Origin of the sequence: Kitasatospora sp. NPDC048239, assembly GCF_043202015.1 — a bacterium.
In the GTDB taxonomy this organism is placed as follows: Bacteria; Actinomycetota; Actinomycetes; order Streptomycetales; family Streptomycetaceae; genus Kitasatospora.
Genome location: NZ_JBICZP010000014.1, coordinates 76,473 through 97,291, shown reverse-complemented (window position 1 = coordinate 97,291; position 20,819 = coordinate 76,473). Strand labels below are relative to the sequence as shown.

Annotated in this window: 20 protein-coding genes; 13 read left to right on the top strand and 7 right to left on the bottom strand. The window is 74.1% G+C overall.

Annotated elements, in window-relative coordinates:
* Positions 1–2: 2 nt before the first annotated feature.
* The 7 genes from ACGFZP_RS30350 to ACGFZP_RS30320 all read left to right on the top strand — a co-directional run bounded on the left by ACGFZP_RS30350 (position 3) and on the right by ACGFZP_RS30320 (position 6,214).
* Positions 3–1,238: a hypothetical protein gene (locus tag ACGFZP_RS30350; protein ID WP_392939148.1), complete on the top strand. Its 1,236-nt coding sequence runs from the start codon at positions 3–5 to the stop codon at positions 1,236–1,238.
* The gene (locus ACGFZP_RS30345; RefSeq protein ID WP_392939147.1) at positions 1,238–1,726 is read left to right on the top strand and encodes a VOC family protein; all 489 of its coding nucleotides are present in this window, start codon (positions 1,238–1,240) and stop codon (positions 1,724–1,726) included. Before ACGFZP_RS30350 ends, ACGFZP_RS30345 begins: the two co-directional genes overlap by 1 nt.
* A complete protein-coding gene (locus tag ACGFZP_RS30340) occupies positions 1,723–2,904 on the top strand; it encodes a hypothetical protein (protein ID WP_392939145.1) in 1,182 nt (393 codons plus the stop codon). Before ACGFZP_RS30345 ends, ACGFZP_RS30340 begins: the two co-directional genes overlap by 4 nt.
* A gap of 11 nt (positions 2,905–2,915) precedes the next feature.
* Positions 2,916–3,224, top strand: coding sequence for a putative quinol monooxygenase (locus tag ACGFZP_RS30335; protein ID WP_392939143.1), 309 nt, complete (start codon positions 2,916–2,918; stop codon positions 3,222–3,224).
* Between the two features lie 68 nt (positions 3,225–3,292).
* Positions 3,293–3,763, top strand: coding sequence for a VOC family protein (locus ACGFZP_RS30330; protein ID WP_392939141.1), 471 nt, complete (start codon positions 3,293–3,295; stop codon positions 3,761–3,763).
* Between the two features lie 145 nt (positions 3,764–3,908).
* The gene (locus ACGFZP_RS30325; protein ID WP_392939139.1) at positions 3,909–4,466 is read left to right on the top strand and encodes a thioredoxin family protein; all 558 of its coding nucleotides are present in this window, start codon (positions 3,909–3,911) and stop codon (positions 4,464–4,466) included.
* 77 nt (positions 4,467–4,543) lie between these two features.
* Positions 4,544–6,214, top strand: coding sequence for an MFS transporter (locus ACGFZP_RS30320; RefSeq protein ID WP_392939138.1), 1,671 nt, complete (start codon positions 4,544–4,546; stop codon positions 6,212–6,214).
* On the opposite strand, the gene leuA is transcribed toward ACGFZP_RS30320, so the two are convergent.
* Both leuA and ACGFZP_RS30310 read right to left on the bottom strand, forming a co-directional pair.
* Positions 6,159–7,937 (bottom strand): 2-isopropylmalate synthase, encoded by a 1,779-nt coding sequence (gene leuA, locus ACGFZP_RS30315; protein WP_392939137.1) that lies wholly within the window; start codon positions 7,935–7,937, stop codon positions 6,159–6,161. The two genes, ACGFZP_RS30320 and leuA, sit on opposite strands and share 56 nt — an antisense overlap.
* Positions 7,938–8,187: 250 nt before the next feature.
* On the bottom strand, positions 8,188–9,675 hold the full coding sequence (locus ACGFZP_RS30310) for an MFS transporter (protein ID WP_392939136.1): 1,488 nt from the start codon (positions 9,673–9,675) through the stop codon (positions 8,188–8,190).
* 87 nt (positions 9,676–9,762) lie between these two features.
* On the opposite strand from ACGFZP_RS30310, the gene ACGFZP_RS30305 reads away from it, so the two are divergent.
* The 5 genes from ACGFZP_RS30305 (at position 9,763) to ACGFZP_RS30285 (ending at position 14,861) form a co-directional block, all read left to right on the top strand.
* Positions 9,763–10,593, top strand: coding sequence for a helix-turn-helix transcriptional regulator (locus ACGFZP_RS30305; RefSeq protein WP_392939134.1), 831 nt, complete (start codon positions 9,763–9,765; stop codon positions 10,591–10,593).
* Between the two features lie 223 nt (positions 10,594–10,816).
* Entirely contained in the window at positions 10,817–11,620 is an 804-nt protein-coding gene (locus ACGFZP_RS30300) for an MBL fold metallo-hydrolase (RefSeq protein ID WP_392939132.1), read from the top strand.
* 6 nt (positions 11,621–11,626) lie between these two features.
* Positions 11,627–12,058 carry a nuclear transport factor 2 family protein gene (locus ACGFZP_RS30295; RefSeq protein ID WP_387949290.1) on the top strand — a complete coding sequence of 144 codons (432 nt, stop codon included), beginning with the start codon at positions 11,627–11,629 and terminating at the stop codon, positions 12,056–12,058.
* Positions 12,059–12,283: 225 nt separating this feature from the next.
* On the top strand, positions 12,284–13,558 hold the full coding sequence (locus ACGFZP_RS30290; RefSeq protein ID WP_392939131.1) for an NAD(P)/FAD-dependent oxidoreductase: 1,275 nt from the start codon (positions 12,284–12,286) through the stop codon (positions 13,556–13,558).
* Positions 13,559–13,694: 136 nt separating this feature from the next.
* On the top strand, positions 13,695–14,861 hold the full coding sequence (locus ACGFZP_RS30285) for an alpha-hydroxy-acid oxidizing protein (protein ID WP_392939129.1): 1,167 nt from the start codon (positions 13,695–13,697) through the stop codon (positions 14,859–14,861).
* 20 nt (positions 14,862–14,881) lie between these two features.
* On the opposite strand, the gene ACGFZP_RS30280 is transcribed toward ACGFZP_RS30285, so the two are convergent.
* From ACGFZP_RS30280 to ACGFZP_RS30260, 5 genes are all read right to left on the bottom strand, one after another.
* On the bottom strand, positions 14,882–15,550 hold the full coding sequence (locus ACGFZP_RS30280) for an O-methyltransferase (protein WP_392939127.1): 669 nt from the start codon (positions 15,548–15,550) through the stop codon (positions 14,882–14,884).
* Between the two features lie 183 nt (positions 15,551–15,733).
* Positions 15,734–17,008, bottom strand: coding sequence for an MFS transporter (locus tag ACGFZP_RS30275; protein WP_392939355.1), 1,275 nt, complete (start codon positions 17,006–17,008; stop codon positions 15,734–15,736).
* 140 nt (positions 17,009–17,148) lie between these two features.
* Positions 17,149–17,505, bottom strand: a complete 357-nt coding sequence (locus ACGFZP_RS30270) for an ArsR/SmtB family transcription factor (protein ID WP_392939125.1) — start codon at positions 17,503–17,505, stop codon at positions 17,149–17,151.
* A 103-nt stretch (positions 17,506–17,608) separates the two neighbouring features.
* The gene (locus ACGFZP_RS30265; protein ID WP_392939123.1) at positions 17,609–18,670 is read right to left on the bottom strand and encodes a phosphatidylinositol-specific phospholipase C domain-containing protein; all 1,062 of its coding nucleotides are present in this window, start codon (positions 18,668–18,670) and stop codon (positions 17,609–17,611) included.
* 144 nt (positions 18,671–18,814) lie between these two features.
* Positions 18,815–19,765, bottom strand: a complete 951-nt coding sequence (locus ACGFZP_RS30260; RefSeq protein WP_392939122.1) for a LysR family transcriptional regulator — start codon at positions 19,763–19,765, stop codon at positions 18,815–18,817.
* Positions 19,766–19,853: 88 nt separating this feature from the next.
* Between ACGFZP_RS30260 and ACGFZP_RS30255 the strand changes: the two genes are divergently transcribed.
* On the top strand, positions 19,854–20,804 hold the full coding sequence (locus ACGFZP_RS30255; protein ID WP_392939120.1) for a reductase: 951 nt from the start codon (positions 19,854–19,856) through the stop codon (positions 20,802–20,804).
* The last annotated feature ends 15 nt before the right edge of the window (positions 20,805–20,819 follow it).

Genomic DNA, 20,819 nt, shown 5'->3' with positions numbered 1-20,819 from the left:
CGGTGGACATCGTCATCGTCGGTGCGGGCAAGGCCGGTTCGCTGCACTACCGGGCCTACTCCCGGCTCGCCCGCGCGGGCCGCCTGGACCTGCGCCGGATCCACTTCATCGACCACACCGGCCGGCCCGGCACCGAGCTGGAGCGGCTGCTTCGCGCGGACGGCCTGAACCCGCCGATCGCCACCGACCGGACCGGCGCGGAACTGCCCGCACCGGAGCACACCGTGGTGGACCTCTGCCTGCCCAGCCGCAGCCTGGCCCCCGCGTTGATCGAGTGGTGGCGCGCCGGATACCGCCGCTTCCTGCTGGAGAAGCCCTTCCTGGTCACGCCCGAGCTGCGGGCCGAGGTCGCCGAGGTGTTCGCCGGCTCGCACATCGTGCTGGTCCGCAACTACCTGCACTCCCGGGTGCACGGGGCCGTCCGCGAGCTGATCGACCGCTACGACCTGGACCCGGTGCTCTGCGTCACCGACTTCTCCAAGGACCGCCGGGCCGACAACCACCGCGGCCGCGGCGCCTCCGGCCTCTCCTCCTTGACCGTCTACGAGGTGGAGCTGCCGCACCAGTTGTACATCGGCGCCGACCTGATCGGCGCACCCCAGGCGATCGAGCACGTCGAGGACCTCGACCAGGACGCGGTGGGCGGGGCCGGGCCGCTGCGGCTCGGCGAGGGCGTGATCGTCGGACGGGCCGAGCGCGGCGCCGCCTTCATCCACTACTCCAACCTCCAGCACCCGACCATCGTCCGCAGCCTGGACCTGCTCTGCCGCGAACGGCTCTCCGTGCACGCCACCTACGCACCGATCTGCGAGGAGCTCACCGCCATCAAGGCCGGGGTGTTCCTCTGCAAGGGCGACACGGTGCTGGCGAAGAGCCTGTTCACCGAGGACGACAACATGCTGGCGATGATCTCGGACGCGCACACCGCGCTGACCGCCCCGCGGCCGACCGCGCGGGCGGACCTCGCCGAGGTGCTGCGCAACTCCGAGCTGATCCACGCCGCGATCGCCGACCCGACGGGCGCGGCCACCCCGGGCGTCCGGCCCGCCCGCGGGGACGTGCTCCAGGAGTGGGTGGTCGACTCCTTCCGGCTGGGCCTGCCCTCCGGCGCCGGCCGGGCGTTCCTGGGCTTCCTCGACCAGCGCCGCCGGGCCCGGATGGCCGGGCAACTACCGGCGCTGGACCCTGCGTTCGAGACCGGCCCGGGCCCGCGCGGCCTGGCCAGAGCGGTGGCGTGATGGCGATCCAGACCGAGGCTCTGCTCCATGTCGCCCTGGTCACCGACCAGTTGGACCGGATGGAGGCGTTCTACCAGGACGTCTTCGGCGCCCGGACGCTCAAGCGGCTGGACCTCGACTCCGAGCGGTTCGCCGCCGGGGTCGGCGTCCCCGGCGCCACCGCGGTCACCGTGCACCTGCTGGTGCCGGGCGCGGAGGTGGTGTTGGAGCTCACCCAGTACCGGGCGGTCCACCCGGCCGCACCCGGCGCACCCGCGAACGCCGCCGGCTGGCGGCACATCGCCTTCCGGGTGCCAGACCTGGCCGCCGCCGCCAAGGAACTGGCCGGCCGCGGGGTGCCCGTGGTCGGCGAGGGCCCGGTGGTGGTCGACCGGCCCGCCGCCGCGGCCGGCACCGGCTTCCTGTACCTGCGCGACCCCGACGGCAACATCGTCGAACTCATCCAGCCGCCCGCACCGGCCCCCACCCCCGAAGGAGACCAGGCATGAGGATCGGACCGATCGAACGCACCACCGCCGACGGGTTCCTGGAGCTCTCCGCCCAGGTGACCGGCGCGGACGGCGGCGCCGCGGACCGGCTCTGGTACCGCATACCCGAGCAGTTCGCCGACCGGCTGGCCGACACCGCGGACACCTTCCTGCTCGCGGCGCTGTTCGCGGCGATCCGCCGGGGCGAGAGCCTGCACTCCGAAGGCCCGGTCTCGGCAAGCCTGTTGGAGAACCTGGAGGAGTTCCAGGCCGCCTGGGCCCAGTGGCGCCCCGACCGGTACACCCCGATCGCGCTCTCCGCAGACCAGGAGGTCGCCGACCCGGACACCCCGGACGACCGCTCGGCGATCCAGACCTTCTCCGGCGGGGTGGACAGCGCCTTCACCACCGTGCGCCACACCAAGAAGAGCGCCGGGCGCGCCTCCCTCGAGCTCGCCGCCGCCGTGATGGTGCACGGCTTCGACATCCCGCTCACCGACGGCGAGGCGTACTGGTCGCTGCACCGGCGCAGCGTGCCGCTGCTGGCCTCGGTCGGCGTCGACCTGATCCCGGTCGCCACCAACTTCCGCTCCCTGTGGCACAGCGACCTCAACGACTGGGAGGACGCCTTCGGCACCGGCATGGTCTCGGTGCTCAGCCTGTTCGCCGGCCGCTACCGGCACGGGCTGATCGCCAGCTCGGAGCCGTACGGCTCGCTGGTGCTGCCCTGGGGTTCCAACCCGATGACCGACTGGATGCTCTCCAGCGGCCGGCTGCGGATCCACCACGACGCGGGCGGCGTGGACCGCAGCGACAAGGTCGACGGCCTGTCGCGGCTCTGGCCGCAGGGCGCGGACAACCTGCGGGTCTGCTGGCAGGGCGAGCGCAAGGACGCCAACTGCGGCCGCTGCGAGAAGTGCATCCGCACCATCCTCAACTTCAAGGTGGCCGGCCGCCCGCTGCCCGCCGCCTTCCAGCAGGACGTGACGCCGGATCAGATCAGCAGCCTGCGCGGCCTGTCCGAGGCGCACATCAACCCGCTGCGGCAGATCCTCGCCACCGCCCGGCGAAACGGCCTCAAGGAGGACTGGACGGTGGCGCTGGAGGCCTGCATCGCCAGCAACGAGGACGAGTTGGCCCGCGGCGTGCGCTACGAGGGCGGCTTCCCGCAGTTGGCCTCCGCCGGCACGGCCGGCTGAGGGGCGCGGCGATGTACGCGGTGGTGGCCCGCTTCGACGTCCGGCCCGGGCACGAGGCGCAGTTCGACGCGCTGGCGGCCTGGCGGATCGGCGAGGCCGCGCACGAACCCGGCCTGGTCGGCTACGCCGTGCACCGGATCGACGGCGAGCCGCAGGCCCGGGTGTTCTACGAGGTCTACCGCGACCACGCGGCGTTCCTGGAGCACCGGGCGACCGTCGAGACCAAGCGGTTCGGCGCCGAGCACGTCCCGTACGTGACCGGGCCGCCGCGGATCGAGCTCCTGGAGGTACTGCACTCCGCCGCCGGACTCGCCCGCTGACCCCGCCGGCCCGCTCCCCCCTTCACCCCCCCTCTGGCCGTCAACCCCCTTGTACGGAAGGCACAACCATGACCGATCCCGCCCCGGCCGGCACCTTCCGGCCGCACCACACCGCGATCACCGTCGGCGACCTGGAGGCCTCCAAGGCCTTCTACGGGTACTTCGGCTTCCGGCTGATCGCCGAGTGGGTCAAGCACGACAAGTCGCTGACCATCACCCACCTCCAGCTCGACGAGGGCTGGGTGCTGGAGCTGTTCCACTACCGCAACGACGACGGCACCGAGCCGCCGGTCTTCACCGTCGGCAACAACCTGCCGGAGACCGGGGTCAAGCACTTCGGCTTCACCGTGGACGACCTGGCCGCCACCCGCGCGGCGGTGGTCGCGGCCGGCATCGGCGAGGTCACCGAGATCGCCCGGGGCCGCACCCTGGTCGACTACTTCTTCGTCCGCGACCCGGACGGGATGTACGTCGAGGTGGTGAACGACTCCCGCGACACCGACTGGCGCCGGCCGCTGCTGCTGACCGACGGCGGCTGACCGACCGCGGCCGGCCGAGATCCTGTCCGGCCCAGCCGCCACCACGACGCGGGCGGGCGCGCTTCCCCCGGCGCGCCCGCCCGTCCCTCCCCTCCGGCTCCCGCTCGCCCCGTCACCTCGCCCGTTCAGCACGAGAGGCCCTGCGATGCCCGTCTCCTCCCAGATGGTGCCCATCGGCACGCCCGCGCCCGACTTCGCCCTGCCCGCCGTCACCGGCGGCACCGTCCGGCGCGACGACCTGGTACCCGCCGACGCCCTGCTGGTCGCCTTCCTCTCCAACCACTGCCCGTTCGTCCGGCACATCGAGCCCGCGCTCACCGCGCTCGCCGAGGAGTTCCCGCAACTCGCCGTGGTCGCCGTGTGCAGCAACGACACCGACATCGCCCCGGACGACGACGCCGTCGGCCTGAAGGCCCAACTCGGGCGCACCGGCTGGACGTTCCCGTACCTGATCGACGCCGGTCAGGATGTCGCCCGGGCCTACCGGGCGGCCTGCACCCCGGACTTCTTCCTCTACGACGCCGAACTCCGGCTCGCCTACCGCGGGGCCGTCGACGACTCCCGCCCCGGCAACGGCGAGCCCGTGGACGGCGCCCGGATGCGTGCCGCCGTGACCGCCGTGCTGGCCGGCCGCGCCGTCCCCGAGCCGCACCGCGCCTCGATCGGCTGCTCGATCAAGTGGACCGAGCCCGAGGACGACTGACCCTCCCCCCTGCCCGACCGCGCCACCCTGTCCACCCCGGCAGCCCGCGCGTGCGGGCCCAAATGGAGGAGTGAGCCATGGCCGTCAACGCACCCGCCGTGAACGGGCCCGCCCTGATCGCGATGCGGATGAACCGCCTGCCGCTGACCCGTACGCACCGCCGGCTGGTCCTGACCGTGGGCCTCGCCATGTTCTTCGACATGTACGAGATCTTCATGTCCGGCGTCCTCGGCGCCGTGATGAAGCAGCGGTACCACCTGGACCGCACCGAGGTCTCGGCGGTGCTGGCCTCCGTGTTCGTCGGCATGTTCATCGGGGTGCTGGCCGTCGGCCGGCTCTCCGACCGGCTCGGTCGGCGGCGGGCGCTGCTGCTGGGGGTGTGCGTCTACACGGTGTTCTCCGCCGTGGGGGCGCTCACCGACGGGGTGTCCCAGCTGATCGCCGCCCGGATGCTGGCGGGCCTGGGCATCGGGCCGGTGCTGCCGCTGGCCGACGCCTACCTGAGCGACCTGCTCCCGGCACGGGCCCGCGGCCGCTGGACGGCCTGGGCGTACACCGTCGCCTTCTTCGGCGTGCCCGCCGTCGGCCTCACCGCCCGCTGGCTGGTGCCGCTGAAGCCGCTCGGGGTGGACGGCTGGCGCTGGCTGTTCCTGATCGGCTCGGTCGGCGGACTGATCGTGCTGGCCCTGCGCCGCCATCTGGTGGAGTCCCCGCGCTGGCTCGCCTCGGTCGGCCGCACCGCCGAGGCGGACGAGGTGCTGCGCCGCCTGGAGGGCGAGGCGGGCGTCACCGGGGCCGACGCCGCCGCCGAGGTACTGGACCGCCTCAGGGCGGAGGCCGGTACCGCCGACTCCGGCGCACACGTCCCGGCCCCCGCCAAGGGCGGCGCACCGGCGAAGGGCGACACACCGGCAACGAGCGGCGGGTCCACGACGATCGGCGGGTCCGCCAAGGGCGGCGAGCCGGTGCAGGCCGAGGCCCGCAGACGCCTGGAGCCGGTCCACCGCAAACGGGTCGCGATGATGGCGGTGTTCCACCTGCTCCAGGCCTTCGGCGGCTACGGCTTCGGCACCATCGCGCCGCTGGTGCTCGCCACCAAGGGCTACTCGATCGTCAGTTCGCTGCTCTTCAGCGCGCTGACCTTCGCCGGCTACCCGCTCGGCTCACTGATCTCCATCCCCCTGATCGAGCGCGTCGAGCGCAAGTTCCTGATCGTCGGTGCCGCCCTCGGCATGGCCGTCTCCGGCCTCGCCTTCGGCCATGCCTCCGGCGCGCCGGCGATCATCGCGGCGGGGGTCTGCTACACCGCCGTGAGCAACGTCTTCTCCAACGGGTACCACGTCTACCAGGCGGAGATCTTCCCGACCACCCACCGGGTCGCGGCCGTCGCCGCCACCTACTCGCTCTCCCGGATCGCCACCGCCGCGATGCCCTTCCTGATGGTGCCGCTGCTGGAGCGCTCCGGTGCCGACGTGCTGTTCGCGGTGGTGGCCGCGACCCTGGTGGCGATCGCGCTGGACATCGGCCTGCTCGGGCCGCGGGTCAACGGGCAGACCCTGGAGGACGTCAACGAGGCGCTGGCCGCACGGTCCGGGCCGAACCCGCCCGCACACCCCGCACCGGCGGCCGGCGCGGGCGGGGAGGCGGAGTCCGGGTCCGGGCCTCGGCACCCGGACCGTGCGGTCGGACCGGTCAGCCCCGGAAGCCCCGGTTCACAGCCGACACCAGGGCCTTCAACGAGGCGGTGACGATGCTGGAGTCGATCCCGACGCCCCAGAACGCCCGGCCGTCCACCGCGCACTCCACATAGGCCGCCGCCCGCGCGTCACCGCCGGCGGACAGCGCGTGCTCGGCGTAGTCGTGCACCCGGACGTCGATGCCGAGGTCGGCGAGCCCGGCGACGAAGGCGTCGATCGGGCCGTTGCCCGCGGCCTCCAGCCGCCGTTCGGCGCCGTCCAGCCGCAGGTCCACCACGAGGGCGTCCTTCTCGTCCACCACGGCCGAGGTCCGGTGGGCGAGCAGCGCCATCCGGCCCCACTCCTTGGCGCCGGCCGCCAGCGGTCCCGCCTCCGGCGAGCCGGCCGGCAGGTACTCCTCGACGAAGATCGCCCAGAGCTCGGCCGGGGTGACCTCGCCGCCGGACTCGTCGGTGCGCGCCTGCACCGCCCGGGAGAACTCGATCTGCAGCCCGCGCGGCAGGTCCAACTGGTGCTCGGTGCGCATCAGGTGGGCCACGCCGCCCTTGCCGGACTGCGAGTTGACCCGGATCACCGCCTCGTAGGAGCGGCCGACGTCCTTCGGGTCGATCGGCAGGTACGGCACCGCCCAGGCCGCCTGGTCGACCTCGACGCCGGCCGCGGCGGCGTCCTGGCCGAGGTGGTGGAAGCCCTTCTTGATGGCGTCCTGGTGCGAACCGGAGAAGGCGGTGTAGACCAGCGAGCCGCCGTAGGGGTGGCGCTGGTGGACCGGCAGCTGGTTGCAGAACTCGACGGTGTCGCGGATCCGGTCGATGTCCGAGAAGTCGATCATCGGGTCGACGCCCTGGCTGAACAGGTTCAGCCCGAGCGTCACCAGGCAGACGTTGCCGGTCCGCTCACCGTTGCCGAACAGGCAGCCCTCGATCCGGTCCGCGCCCGCCAGGTAGCCGAGTTCGGCGGCCGCGACGGCCGTGCCCCGGTCGTTGTGCGGATGGACGGAGAGCACCACCGCGTCGCGGAAGGCCAGGTTGCGGTGCATCCACTCGATGGAGTCCGCGTACACGTTGGGTGTGGCCATCTCCACCGTGGCCGGCAGGTTGACGATGGTCCGACGGTCCGGGGTCGGCTGCCAGACCTCGTTCACGGCGTTGCAGATCTCCACCGCGAACTCCAGCTCGGTGCCGCTGTAGGACTCCGGCGAGTACTGCAGCCGCACCCCGGTGTCGGTCATCCGCTCGGCCAGGTCGGCGCAGACCCGGGCGCCGTGCAGGGCGATGCCGGCGATCTGCGGACGGTCCATGCCGAAGACGACCCGGCGCTGGAGCGTGGAGGTGGAGTTGTAGAGGTGCACGATCGCCCGGCCGGCGCCGCGGACGGCCTCGAAGGTCCGCTCGATCAGCTCGGTCCGGCAGGGGGTGAGTACCTGGATCGCCACGTCGTCCGGGATCAGGTCCTGCTCGATCAGCTGGCGGCAGAAGTCGAAGTCGGTCTGGCTGGCGGACGGGAAGCCCACCTCGATCTCCTTGTAGCCCATGGCGACCAGCAGTTCGAACATCCGCAGCTTGCGGCCCGGTCCCATCGGGTCGATCAGCGCCTGGTTGCCGTCCCGCAGGTCCACCGCGCACCACTGCGGGGCCCGGGTGATGGACCTGCCGGGCCACGTGCGGTCCGGCAGGTCGATCGCCTGGAACGGGCGGTAGCGCTGGAACGGCATGCCCGAGGGCAGTTGGAGCGGAAAGTCGGGCCGGGCGTACTGCTGCGCGTCGGTGTTCATCGGGTTCGTCCTCCTGGGCTGTTCAGGTCTTGCGGTCGGCCGCACGGGCCTCTGCACACCGCGACGAGCCGGCCGACCGTTACGGGCGCTCGTCGCGGCGGCTAAGAAGGAGGGTGGGACGCGTGGAGGGACGCGTGGCGGGATCGCGCATGGCGCCTCACCATACCGGCGATGATCCCGTCGTGCGCGCGCCATCCAGCATGAGGACAAACCGAACGGTTGTTTGACGATCAGTCAGGCTGACGTGACGTCATCTCGGCTTCGCGGTGCGCCCCTCACCCCGGCCCTCCCGCCGCGCGGCCAGCCCGAACCCGACCAGCAGCGCGATCAGCAGCACCACGCCCGCGTCCACCAGGGTGCCCAGCCGCACCCCGCCCAGCAGCGAGAGCTCGAACGACTCCCCGGCGTCCTGCTGTTGGGACAGCCGGTACGAGCAGACGGCGCTCAGCACCGGCGTGCCGATCGTGATCCCGATCTGCTGCGCGCTGGTGATCAGCCCGCCCGCCAGCCCCTGCATGTCGTCCGGCAGCCCGGCGGTCGCGTTCACCCCGTACGAGACCACGGCCGACATGTGGCCCACCGAGGCCAGCAGCAGCGCCGCCAGCGGCACCCAGGCCGAGGCGTCCGCCCGGACCAGGGCGAGCAGGGCGAAGGTCCCCACCGCCTGCACCGCGAGGCCGCCGGTCAGCACCGTCCTCGCCCCGAGCCGGCCGATCAGCCGCGAGGCGCCCATGCCGGTGGCCACCAGGACGATGCCCTGCGCACCGAAGAACAGCCCGGTGGAGAGCGCCGACAGGTGGAGCACCTGCTGGAGGTAGAGGGTGAGCAGGAAGATCAGCGAGCTCATCATCGCGAAGGTGGTCAGCCCGCCCAGGTTGCCGAACGCCACCCCGCGCAGCCGCAGCATGGCCAGCGAGACCAGCGGCTGCGGTGCCCGCCGCTCCACCAGGACGAACGCGGCCAGCAGCAGCACGCCGACCAGCAGCGCACCCGCCACCACCACCTTGTTCGGGTGCTCCCCGGAGGCGGTGGAGGCGCCGTAGATCAGCGCGAGCAGCCCGCCGGTGACGGTCATCGCGCCGGGCAGGTCCAGCCGGGCGGTCCGCTCCGACCGGCCCGGCTCGGCGATCAGCCGCATCGCCGCGACCGCCACCAGGGCCCCGGCGACGGCCAGCAGGCCCATCGTCGAACGCCAGCCGAGCCCCTCGGTCATGCTGCCGCCGAGCACCATGCCGACGGTGTACCCCAGCGACAGCAGCGCGCCGTTGACGGCCAGCGCACGGTTGCGCAGCGGGCCCTCGGGGAAGATCGTGGTGAGCAGCGACATCCCGACCGGCACCACCACGGCCGCGCCGAGCCCCTGCAGGGCGCGGGCGGCGAGGAAGGAGCCGGGGTTCCAGCCGAGCGTGGCCAGCACCGAGGCGGCGGTGAACAGCGCCACGCCGCCGAGGAACAGCCGGCGCCGGCCGTAGATGTCGGCGGCCCGGCCGAAGAACAGCAGGAAGCCGCCGGAGGGCAGGGCGAAGGCCGTCACCGCCCACTGGAGGTCGCTCGGCGCCATCCCGAGGTCCTTGCCGAGCTTGGGCAGGGCGACGTTCAGGATCGAGAAGTCCAGCGCGATGATGAACTGGGCGCCGCAGAGCACCGCGAGGGTGAGCGCGGCGCGGGCGCCCAGCCGCCCGTCGTCCGCCGCGTGCGCCGCCCGCGGGCCGGCGGACTGTTCACTGGTTGTGGTCATGGCGACCAGCCTGGCCCGACGCACCCGCCCGTGGGGAGCCACTGTCTATCCTGGTGGTCGCACCACCAGGCGGTGAGGAGAGCAGTCGTGGATGTCCAGCAGCCCGGCCGGCGGCCGGAGTTACGTGAGTTCCTGATCAGCCGCCGGGCCCGGGTCAGCCCGGCCGGGGCCGGGCTTCCGGCCGGCACCGACCGCCGCCGCACCCCCGGGCTGCGCCGCGAGGAGGTCGCGGTGCTGGCCGGGGTCAGCCCGTCCTGGTACCAGTGGCTGGAGCAGGGGCGGGACATCACCGTCTCGGGCGGGGTCCTCGACGCGGTCTCCCGGGTGCTGCGGCTGGACGACACCGAGCGGCGCCACCTGTACGGTCTGGCCGGCCTCAACCCGCCGCCGAGCAGCGCCCCGGTCGACACCGCGTACTGCGAGGAGCTGCAGCGGCTGATCGACTCCTGGGCGCCGAACCCGGCCGCCATCCTCGACCGGTCCTGGAACTACGTGGCGCACAACGCCACCGCCCGGCTCGCGCTCAACATCGGCCAGGCGGACCGCAACTGCCTGGTGGCCTTCTTCCGCGACCGCGCCTACCGGGCCGGCAGCGGGCCGTGGGAGCGGGTGGCCCCGTCCGTGGTCGCCGCGTTCCGGGCGGCCGCCTCGGAGCACCCGGACAACCCAGGGTTCCGCGAGGTGGTCGACGAACTCTCCGCCACCAGCCCCGAGTTCAGAGCCCTCTGGGCCCGCCAGGACGTGGCGGCGGGCGGCGTCCTGGTGAAGGAGGTCGACCACCCGACGATCGGCCGGCTGAGCTTCGAGAGCAGCCAGCTCAAGCTGCCGGCCCGACCGGACCTCACCGTGGTGCTGTACAACCCGCTGCCGGGCACCGACACCGCCGAGAAGCTGGCCCACCTGGCGGCCGCGGTCTGAGGCCCGCGGCCTGGCCTGCCAGGCTTGGCCTCCCGGTCCGGTCTGCCGGTCCGGTCTGCTGGTCCGGTCTGCCGGTCCGGGCCGCTGCGGCCCGAGGGGCGCTCCGGCGGGGCGGTCCCCCTCTCGGGCCAACCCGGGGTGCGGGCGGTGCCGGGGGCGCCGATGCTGGGCGGCGACGCGTGCCCGGCCCACGGCCGCCGGGCCGGCCCCAGGAAGGACCCCCATGAGCTCCCTCGACTTCCAGGTCATCGACAGTCCCGACAGCTCGCTCAACAAGACCTCCGTGCTGGTGACCGGCCCGAACGAGGCCCTGCTGGTGGACGCCGGGTTCACCCGCTCCGACGGGCGGCGGCTGGCCGAGGCGGTCCGGGCCTCCGGCCGACGGCTGACCACCGTGTTCGTCAGCCACGGCGACCCGGACTTCTACTTCGGCGCGGAGGAGGTCCAGGACGCCTTCCCGCAGGCCCGCTTCGTCGCCACCCCCAGCACCGTCGAGCACATCCAGGAGTCCTACGAGGGCAAGCTGAAGGCCTGGGCGCACCTCGGCCCCGAACTGCCCACCCGGCTGGTCCTCCCCGAGGCCCTGCACGGCGACGAGATCGTCTTCGAGGGCCACCGCTTCGAGCTGCGCGGCGCGGACTTCCACCTCCCGGACCGGCACTACCTCTGGCAGCACCACCACGGCGCGCTCCTCGGCGGCGTGCTGCTCTTCGAGGGCCTGCACGTGTGGACGGCCGACACCGGCACCCAGCAGCAGCGCGCCGCGTGGATCGACCTGCTGGACGGCATGGAGGCGCTGGAGCCGCAGTTCGTGGTGGCCGGCCACCGCATCGCGGGCGCGCCGACCGACACCACCGCGATCACGCACACCCGCGACTACCTGCGGGCCTTCGAGACGGAGATCGGCAAGTCCGAGGACGCGGCCGGGGCGAAGGCCGCACTGGAGCGCCGCTACCCGGACCTCGGGCTGAAGCTGGCGGTCGACCTCGGGACGAAGGTCGCCAAGGGCGAGCTGGTCTGGGGCTGAGCCGCGATGATCGAGATCCCGAGGTCCACCGCGTCGTTCGCCGAGTCCTCCGCCCCCGCCGACGTGGTCCGCCGCCAGTACCTGGCCTCGGCGCGCGGCGACCTGGCCGCGCTGCGGGCCACCCTGGCCGACGACGTCGAGTGGACCGAGATGGCCGGCTTCCCGCTGGCCGGCACCTACCGCACCCCCAAGGGCGTCACCGGCGGGGTGATGGAGCGGCTGGCCGCCGACTGGGACGGCTGGACGGCGCACGACGACCACTACGTGGTGGACGGCGAGAACGTGGTCGTGCTGGCCCGCTACACCGCCGTCCACAAGGCCACCGGGCGCCCGCTGGCCGTCCGGGTCGCCCACCACTTCACCGTGCGCGGCGCGCGGATCGTCCGCTTCGAGCAGTTCGTCGACACCGCGCTGGTCCGCGACGCGATGACGCCGTAGCGCAGGAGGCGCGGCGGGCGCGGCGGGCACGGCGGGCGCGGCGGGCACGGCGGGCACGGCAGGCGCGGCGGGCATGGCAGGCGCAGCGGGCGCAGCGCAAACCCGGCGCCCGCCCGCTTCACCCGTTCGGGGGAGCCTGCCGCGGCGCGCCTGGCGTGGTCTCGACAGGCCCGCCGGGCGGCGGCAGGCTGTCGGTGATTCCGGCCGGAGAGCGAGGAGTTCACCATGAGCACGGGCACATCCACGGACACCCCCGAAGGTGCCGACGGCCCCGGGGAGGAACGCCCGATCGTCATCGTCGGCGCCTCCCTCGGCGGTGCGAAGGCGGCCGAGGCCCTGCGCGAGGCCGGGTACCGGGGCGGCATCGTGCTGATCGGCGACGAGCACGAGCGCCCGTACGAGCGGCCGCCGCTCTCCAAGGGCTACCTGCTCGGCAAGACCCCGCGCGAGAAGATCTACGTCCACCCGCCGCAGTGGTACGGCGAGCAGAACGTCACCCTGCGGCTCGGCACCGCGGTCGCCTCCGTCGACCCGGCCGCGCACACCGTCACGCTCGCCGACAACGGGCGGATCGCGTACGCGAAGCTGCTGCTCACCACCGGCTCGGTACCGCGCCGGCTCCCGGTGCCCGGGGCGGACCAGGAGGGCGTGCTCTACCTGCGCCGGGTCGGGGACAGCGACCGGATCAAGGCCGCGGTGGAACGGCCCGGCGCCCGGATCGCGGTCATCGGCGCGGGCTGGATCGGCCTGGAGACGGCCGCGGCCGCCCGCACGGCGGGCGCCGAGGTCACCGTGCTGGAGGCGGCCGAGCTGCCGCTGCTGCGGGTCCTCGGCCGGGAGGTCGCCCAGGTCTTCGCCGACCTGCACCGGGAGCACGGCGTGGACCTGCGGTTCGGCGCCAAGGTCGAGGAACTGGTCGGCGAGGGCGGCCGGGTCACCGGCGTCCGGCTCGCCGACGGCACGACGGTGGCGGCCGACGCGGTGGTCGTCGGCATCGGGATCGCCCCCGACACCGCGCTCGCCCGGACCGCCGGACTGGACGTCGAGGACGGCGTCCGGACGGACGAGCACCTGTGCACCTCCGACCCGGACGTCTTTGCGGCGGGCGACGTCGCCAACGCCTTCCACCCGCTGTTCGACCGCCACATCCGGGTCGAGCACTGGGCCAACGCGCTCAACCAGCCGCAGACCGCCGCCCGCGCGATGCTCGGCCAGGACGCGGTGTACGACCGGGTCCCGTACTTCTTCACCGACCAGTACGACCTGGGCATGGAGTACACCGGCTACGTGGAGCCCGGCGGCTACGACCGGGTGGTCTTCCGGGGCGATCCGGCCACCCGGGAGTTCATCGCCTTCTGGCTCGCCGACGGCCGGGTGCTGGCCGGGATGAACGTCAACGTCTGGGACGTCACCGACCCGATCCGCGAACTGGTGCGCTCCGGCCGGGCGGTGGACCCGGACGCCCTCGCCGACCCGGCCGTCCCGCTGTCCGAGCTCTGAAATCGCGGCACCCCGGCCGCGCCCGCACCATGGTCAACCGGCCGTCCTCCCGGGCATGGTGGTGCACACCATGCCCGGGGGACGACCCCGGGGGCGGCCCGCCCGGCCGTCACCGGCGACAGGACGGCGGCCCGCGATGACCCGGCAGTTCGGCGACTACCAGAACGAGATCTACTTCGACGGCCTGTTCGGCGTCCTGCCGAAGTACCCGCTGGAGTTCGCCGGGTTGGAGGCCGCGGCGCTGGCGGCGCTCCCGCCGTCGATCCGCTCGTACGTGGCGGGCGGTGCGGGCGACGAACACACCCAGCGGGCCAACGTCACCGCGTTCCGGCGCTGGGGCCTGGTGCCCCGGATGCTGGTCGGCGCCGCCCGACGGGACCTCTCGGTCCGGCTGTTCGGACTGGAGCTGCCCTCCCCGCTGTTCCTGGCACCGATCGGGGTGATCGGGCTCTGCGCGCAGGACGGCCACGGGGACCTCGCCACCGCCCGGGCCGCCGCCCGGACCGGCGTGCCGATGATCGCCTCCACCCTCACGGTCGACCCGATGGAGCAGGTGGCCGCCGAACTCGGGGACGTCCCGGGCCTGTTCCAGCTCTACACGCCCACCGACCGGGCGCTCGCCGAGAGTCTGGTGCACCGCGCCGAGGCGGCCGGCTTCCGCGGGATCGTGGTCACGCTGGACACCTGGGTCACCGGCTGGCGCCCGCGCGACCTGGCGGTCGGCAACTTCCCCCAGCTGCGCGGCCAGGCGCTGGCCAACTACACCTCCGACCCGGTGTTCCGCGCCCGGCTGGCCAAGGCCCCCGAGGAGGACCTCCAGGCCGCCGTGGCCGAGTGGGTCGGCCTCTTCGGCAACCCGCTCACCTGGGACGACCTCGCCTGGCTGCGCTCGATCACCCGGCTGCCGCTGATCCTCAAGGGCATCTGCCACCCGGAGGACGTCCGGCGCGCCCGGGACGGCGGCGTGGACGGCGTCTACTGCTCCAACCACGGCGGCCGCCAGGCCGATGGCGGACTCCCCGCCCTGGACGCGCTGCCGGCCGTGGTCGAGGCCGCCGCCGGCCTGCCGGTGCTCTTCGACTCCGGCGTGCGGACCGGCGCCGACGTGGTCAAGGCCCTCGCGCTGGGCGCCGCCGCCGTCGGCATCGGCCGCCCGTACGCGTACGGCCTCGCCCTCGGCGGCGCCGACGGCGTCGTCCACGTCCTGCGCTCGCTGCTCGCCGAGGCCGACCTGATCATGGCGGTGGACGGCTACCCGACCCTGGCCGACCTGCGCGCCGAGGGCGCCCTGCGGCGGGTCTGAGCACCCGCCGCGGGCCGGCCTCAGGCCGTGACGAGTGCGAGCACGAAGCCGTCGTAGCCCTTCTCCCCCACCGTCTGCACCGCGGTGGCCGTCAACCGCGGGTGGGCGGCCACGAGTTCAGTGAACCGGCGGACGCCCTGGACCCGCGGGTCGTCGCTGGCGGGGTCGGTGACGGCGCCGTCCCGGACGACGTTGTCGCCGATGATCAGGCTGCCCGGCCTGGTCAGCCGCAGCGCCCAGTCCAGGTAGTCCGGGTTGGCGGGCTTGTCGGCGTCGATGAAGACCAGGTCGAACGGCCCGGCCTGCTCCTGCTCCAGCAGCGGCAGGGTGTCCAGCGCCCGGCCGGCCCGGACCTCCGCGACGTCCGCCAGGCCGGCCCGGGCGAGGTTGGCGCCGGCGACGGCCGCGCAGCGCTCGTCGGCCTCCAGGGTGATCAGCCGCCCGCCCTCGGGCAGCGCGCGGGCGAGCCAGATGGTGCTATAGCCGCCGAGGGTGCCGATCTCCAGGATCCGGCGGGCGCCGTGGACGCGGGCGAGCAGGTTGAGCAGCTTGCCCTGGTTGGGCGCCACCTGGTGCGGCGGGAGGCCGGCCGCCGCGCTGTCCTCGACGGCGGCCAGCAGGGCGGCGTCCTGCTCGACCAGCAGGTCGTTGAAGTAGTCGTCGACGGCGGTCCAGGTCTGCTGCGACATCGTGAGTTCCCCTTCGAGACCAAGTCAGTTCCGAAGAGAAACCTACTATGCCGCTCCGCGAGCGCGCCCACCACCCCCCGGCACCCGCGGCCCGGGTGCGGCGGGAGAACGCCGGGCCGCCCCAACGCCCCTGACGCCGGGGCGGTCCGCGCGTGCGCCGCCGGCCGGTCGCGGGGCGTTCCGTCAGTTGGTCGCGGCGGCGTCCCGCCGGTCGGGGGCGGGCAGTGCCGCCACCGGGCCGGGCCCGGACGGGATCGGACGCCAGGTGCGGGCCGCCAGCACGCCGGAGGCGAGCGCGAGCGCGCCGAGAACGGCCGCCGCCGCGGTGAGCCCGGCCGCGGCGCCGAGCCGGCCGGCCAGCGGGTAGGTGAGCAGCCAGCAGCCGTGCGAGAGGGAGAACTGGGCGGCGAAGACGGCGGGCAGGTCCGCCGCGGCCACCGAGTCGCGCAGGACCCGCCCGGTGGGGGTCAGGATGAGCGAGCCGGCCGCGCCGAAGGCCGCCCAGACCGCCAGCAGGGCGGGCCAGCGCCAAGCGGCCGGGCCCGCCTGGGTGATGGCCGCGAGGACCGCGAACAGGGCGACGACGGCGAACGCCGCCGGGAGCATCACAGCCCGGTCGGCCACCCGGTCCAGCACCCTCGGCAGCAGCAGGGCGACGGCCATGGAGCCCGCGCCGTAGGCGCCGAGCGCCAGCGCAACGTCGCCGGCCGGGCGGTCCAGCCGGTCACGGACGTACACCACGGTGTTGACGATCACCATGGCACCGGCGGCGGCGACCGCGAGGTCGAGGGCGAGCATGGCCCGCAGCCGCGGCACCGCCAGGAAGAGCCGGGCGCCCCGGGCGGCGCGGGTGAACACGCCGTCGGTGGCGGGGTGTTCGGCCGGTACCGCCCCGGGCAGGACGGCCGTGGCGACCAGCGCGGCGGAGCCGAGAAAGCCCGCGGCGGTGCCCCAGAACAGCCAGTGGTAGCCGACCAGGGTGAGCAGCGCGGCCGCGAGCAGCGGGCTGACCAGGCTCTCCGTGTCGTACGCCAGACGGGAGAGGGACAGCGCCCGGGTGTAGTCGCGTTCCTTCGGCAGCACCTCGGGGATCACCGACTGGAACGCCGGGGTGAAGGCCGCCGAGGCGCACTGCAGGACGAACACCAGGCCGTAGACCTGCCAGATCTGGGTGACGAAGGGCAGGGCGAGCGCGGCGGCGAGCCGGGTGAGGTCCGAACCGACCATCAGACGGCGGCGCGGGATCCGGTGCGCCAGCGCGGTGACGAGCGGGGCGATCCCGACATAGGCGGTCATTTTGATCGCCAGCGCGGTGCCCAGCACCGCTCCGGCGTCCGCGCCGGCGAGGTCGTAGGCGAGCAGCCCGAGGGCGACCGTCGCCAGCCCGGTGCCCACCAGGGCGAGGAGGTGCGCGGTGAACAGGTGCAGATACGCGCGGTCGCGCAGGACGGACAGCATCGGGGGACCCCGCTCGGACTCGGCGTGGCAGGACGGCGGATCCAGCATAGGACAACATGTACGTACCCGTGCACCTGTTGCAGGGGCCGCCGGCCGGGGACGAACGGTGGGCCGATGAGGCGGCAGCGGAGCAGGGCGGGTCAGTCGTGCGGGGGCAGCCCGCTGATCTGGTGGTCGGCGACGTTCAGCGCCTCGTTGACCAGGCGTCGGAGGTGGCCGTGGCGCAGCGCGTAGACGACATGGCGGCCGTCCTTGCGGGCGGTGACCAGCCCCGCCAGCCGGAGCTTGCCGAGGTGCTGGCTGACCGACGGCCGGGCGGCACCGCACGCCTCGGTCAGAGTGGTCACATCGGCCTCGCCCTCGCCCAGCCGCTGCAACAGCGCCAGCCGGGTGCGGTCGGCGAGCAGTGCGAGGATGCCGGCGGCGGTGTCCAGCCGCTCGGCGGCGTCGCGCTGTTGCACCTGATGTGCACCTGATAGCTGAAGGCTGCCGCTCATGGCCTCATCGTAGTGGGGCGGCACCGGCCCGGACCCCTCGCGGAGTCGGCGGCCTCCCCCTACGAGGACGAGGCGACGCGGCGAGGGGCCCGGGCCGGGACGGTCAGCCGCGGGCCAGCACCAGGGACTGGACGGCGGGGAGCCTGCGCCAGTCGCTGGAGACGATGCTGGCGTGCGCGCGGGCCAGCTGCTCGGTGCGGCTGCGGGCCTGGTCGACGGTCGGGTCGGTGGCGCTGATCGCCGGCGCGACGTTGTGGGCGTCGGTCAGCACCAGCAGGTAGTGCCGGCTGTCGTACCAGCCCGTGTCGATCCCACCGCCGGTGTAGGTGGCGGCGTCGCCGTCGAAGAGCACGAACCACGGGCGGATCGCGGCCTCGCCGTACTTGCCGCGCGGGTCCCCGGCGGCCGCGCCGTGGACGGCGGGGAAGACCTGGGCGTCGCCGATCCGGCCGGCGGCGGCCAGGTCCCGCAGGTGCCGCCCGTACTCGACGTCGGTGTGCAGGGTGTCGAAGGGATTGCCCTCCTCGACCGTGCCGGGGATCACGTACACCAGCACCCGCCCGGCCAGCGCCGCCCGGGACGGCCAGTTGCCGGCCTTGGCCGCCTCGTCGGCGGTCGGGTAGGCGCCGCCTCCGGGCTTGGCGAGCAGGTCGGCGGGGCGGAAGACGGCGGAGCCGAGGTGCCCGGCGATCAGCGAGTCGAGCTGGGCCGGGCCCATCCCGCGGTTGGCGGCGAAGCCGCCCTTGAGCTCCAGCTTGACCACCAGCGGGCCGGCCCCGGGGTGGGCGCCGAGCCAGACCCGGACGTCGTCCAGGCAGGTCTCCAGGTTCTTGTTGGCGCCGCCGGTGTAGAGCTGGGCGGGGGTGCTCGCGGTGACGCAGTTGTTGGCGTTGCCGAGCGGGTTGGAGTGGCTGACCTTCCACTCCTTGGTGATGGTGTCCGTCCAGGCGTCCAGCTCGATCATGCCGGTGCCGGTGTCGAGGCCCTGGGCGAGGTAGCCGAAGGCCGCCGGGTCGTAGGCGTTGTGCAGGCCGACGGTGGTGGCCGAGCCGAACGGCAGCTCACCGGGCCCGGTCGCGGCGTCGGCCGACTGCACCGAGATCAGGGCGGCGGCGGCGAGCAGGCCGGCGGCGAGGGAGCCGGCGAAGGTGCGGCGTGCGTTCACGGGTGGCTGTCCCCTTGTCGGAGGTTCGATGGGCGGTCGCCCCGCCCGGGCAGAAGGATGGTGCGCCTGAGCATCCTTCAGGTGAAGGGGACACAACAAGAACGCGACGCATCATCGTAGACCGTCCGCGGACCCGCTCCGGACTCAGGTACCGGCGGACCGTTCGGGGGCGGCCTGCTCCCCCGGCAGCCGGGCCTCGGGGGCGGCCTGCTCCCCCAGCAGCCGGGCCAGCGCCTCGGCGTAGGGCTGCGGGCGGCCGCGCCGGGCCAGCGCGATCCCGAAGTGGCGGGCCGGGCTCGGCGGCCGCACCGGCACCGCCCGCGTCCCGGGCAGTGCCGGTGCGAGCGCCACGTGCGGCACCAGCGAGACGCCGACGCCGGCCGCGACCAGCGAGCGGGCGAAGAAGTAGTCGGTGGTGGAGCCCGCCACCCGGAGCTCGAAGCCCGCCAGGGCCGCGTGCCGGTGCAGAAAGGCCTCGGTCTTCAGGCAGCCCAGGACCCAGCGCTCGTCGGCGAGTTCGGCCAGCTCCAGGTCCTCCCGGCCGGCCAGCCGGTGCCCGTCCGGCAGCACCACCGAGAGCGGGTCGTCCATCAGCGGCGTCCAGTCCAGCCCGGAGCGGTCCCCCGGGAGCACCGGCAGCGGGCCGTCGAAGTGGTAGGCGAGGGCGAGGTCGGCGGTGCCCTCGCGGACCATCGGCAGGCTGTCCTCGGGCTCCCGCTCCACGATCCGCAGCTCGACCTCCGGGTGCTCGGCCGCGAACCGGGCCAGCGCCACCGGCAGCAGGTGCCGCCCGCCGCTGGTGAAGGTGGCGAGGGTGAGCCGGGGCCGGGTCGCGCCGAGCCGGCCGATCCGCTCCTGGGCGTTCCGCAGTTCGGCGGAGATCGCGGTGGACGCCTCCACCAGCAGCCGTCCGGCCTCGGTCAGCCGCACCCCGCGGGTCGAGCGCTCCACCACCGTCGTTCCCAGCCCCCGCTCCAGCGCCGCGACCTGCTGCGACACCGCGGAGGGGGTGAGCAGCAGGGCCGCCGCCGCCCGGTTGAAGCTCCCGTGCTCGGCGACCGCCTGGAGCACCCCGAGCCGTCGGACGTCGATCATCGCGCTCCCCCGGTCAACAGTTTCGCTGATGACCCGTTCAGTAAGTCGGTAGTTCCGGTGATGACCATACGACGACAGGGTGGGGGTCATGCAAAACGTCTGCGTCATCGGCGGAAGCCGCTACTTCGGCCTGCACCTGGTCACCCTGCTTCGCGACTCCGGTACCCGCGTCACCCTGGTCAACCGCGGCTCCGGGCCGCCCCCGCCCGGCGTCGACCACGTCCTGGCCGACCGGTCCGACGAGGCCGCGCTGACCGCCGCGCTCGGCGGCCGCACGTTCGACGCGGTGATCGACCAGGTGCTCTACACGCCCGCCCAGGCCGCCGTGGCCCGCCGGGTGTTCGACCACCGCACCGACCGCTATGTGATGACCTCGACCATGGAGGTGTACGACCCGGCGACCTCGCCGCTGGTGCGCACCGTCCCGGGCGTGCCGGTGGCCGAGCAGACCGTCGACCCGGCCCGCTGGCCGGTCGCCGCCGGCCTGCCCTGGCACGACCCGAACGCGCTCGCCCGGCACTTCGACGAGGCGACGGCGTACGCGGAGGGCAAGCGGCAGGCCGAGGCGGTGCTCGCCCAGGACCCGCCGTTCTCCTGGGCGAGCGTGCGCAGCGCCCACGTCCTCGGCGGCGGCGAGCGGGACTTCACCGGCCGGCTGGCGCACTACACCGGACTGATCGCGGCCGGCCGCCCGGTCGCGGTGCACGAGCACCCGCAGCCGACCTCCTTCGTCCACCACGAGGAGATCGCCGCCGCCCTGGCCCTGGTCGCCGCCTCCGACGCCGTCGGCCCGGTGAACGCCTGCTCCGCGGACCCGCTCGACGCGGTCGCGCTCGGCGGGCTGGTCGCCGAGCGGCTCGGCACCACCGCGCGGTTCAGGCCGGCCGTCGGCGCGGACGCCTCGCCGTTCTCCTTCGACCGCTGGTACCCGATGGACGACCGGCGCGCCGTCGCCCTCGGCCTGCGGTTCTCCCGGACGGCCGACTGGCTGCCCGCGGCCGTCGACGAGGCCGCCGCCGGCGCCCGACGGGCGGCCTGAGATGACCTCCCCCCT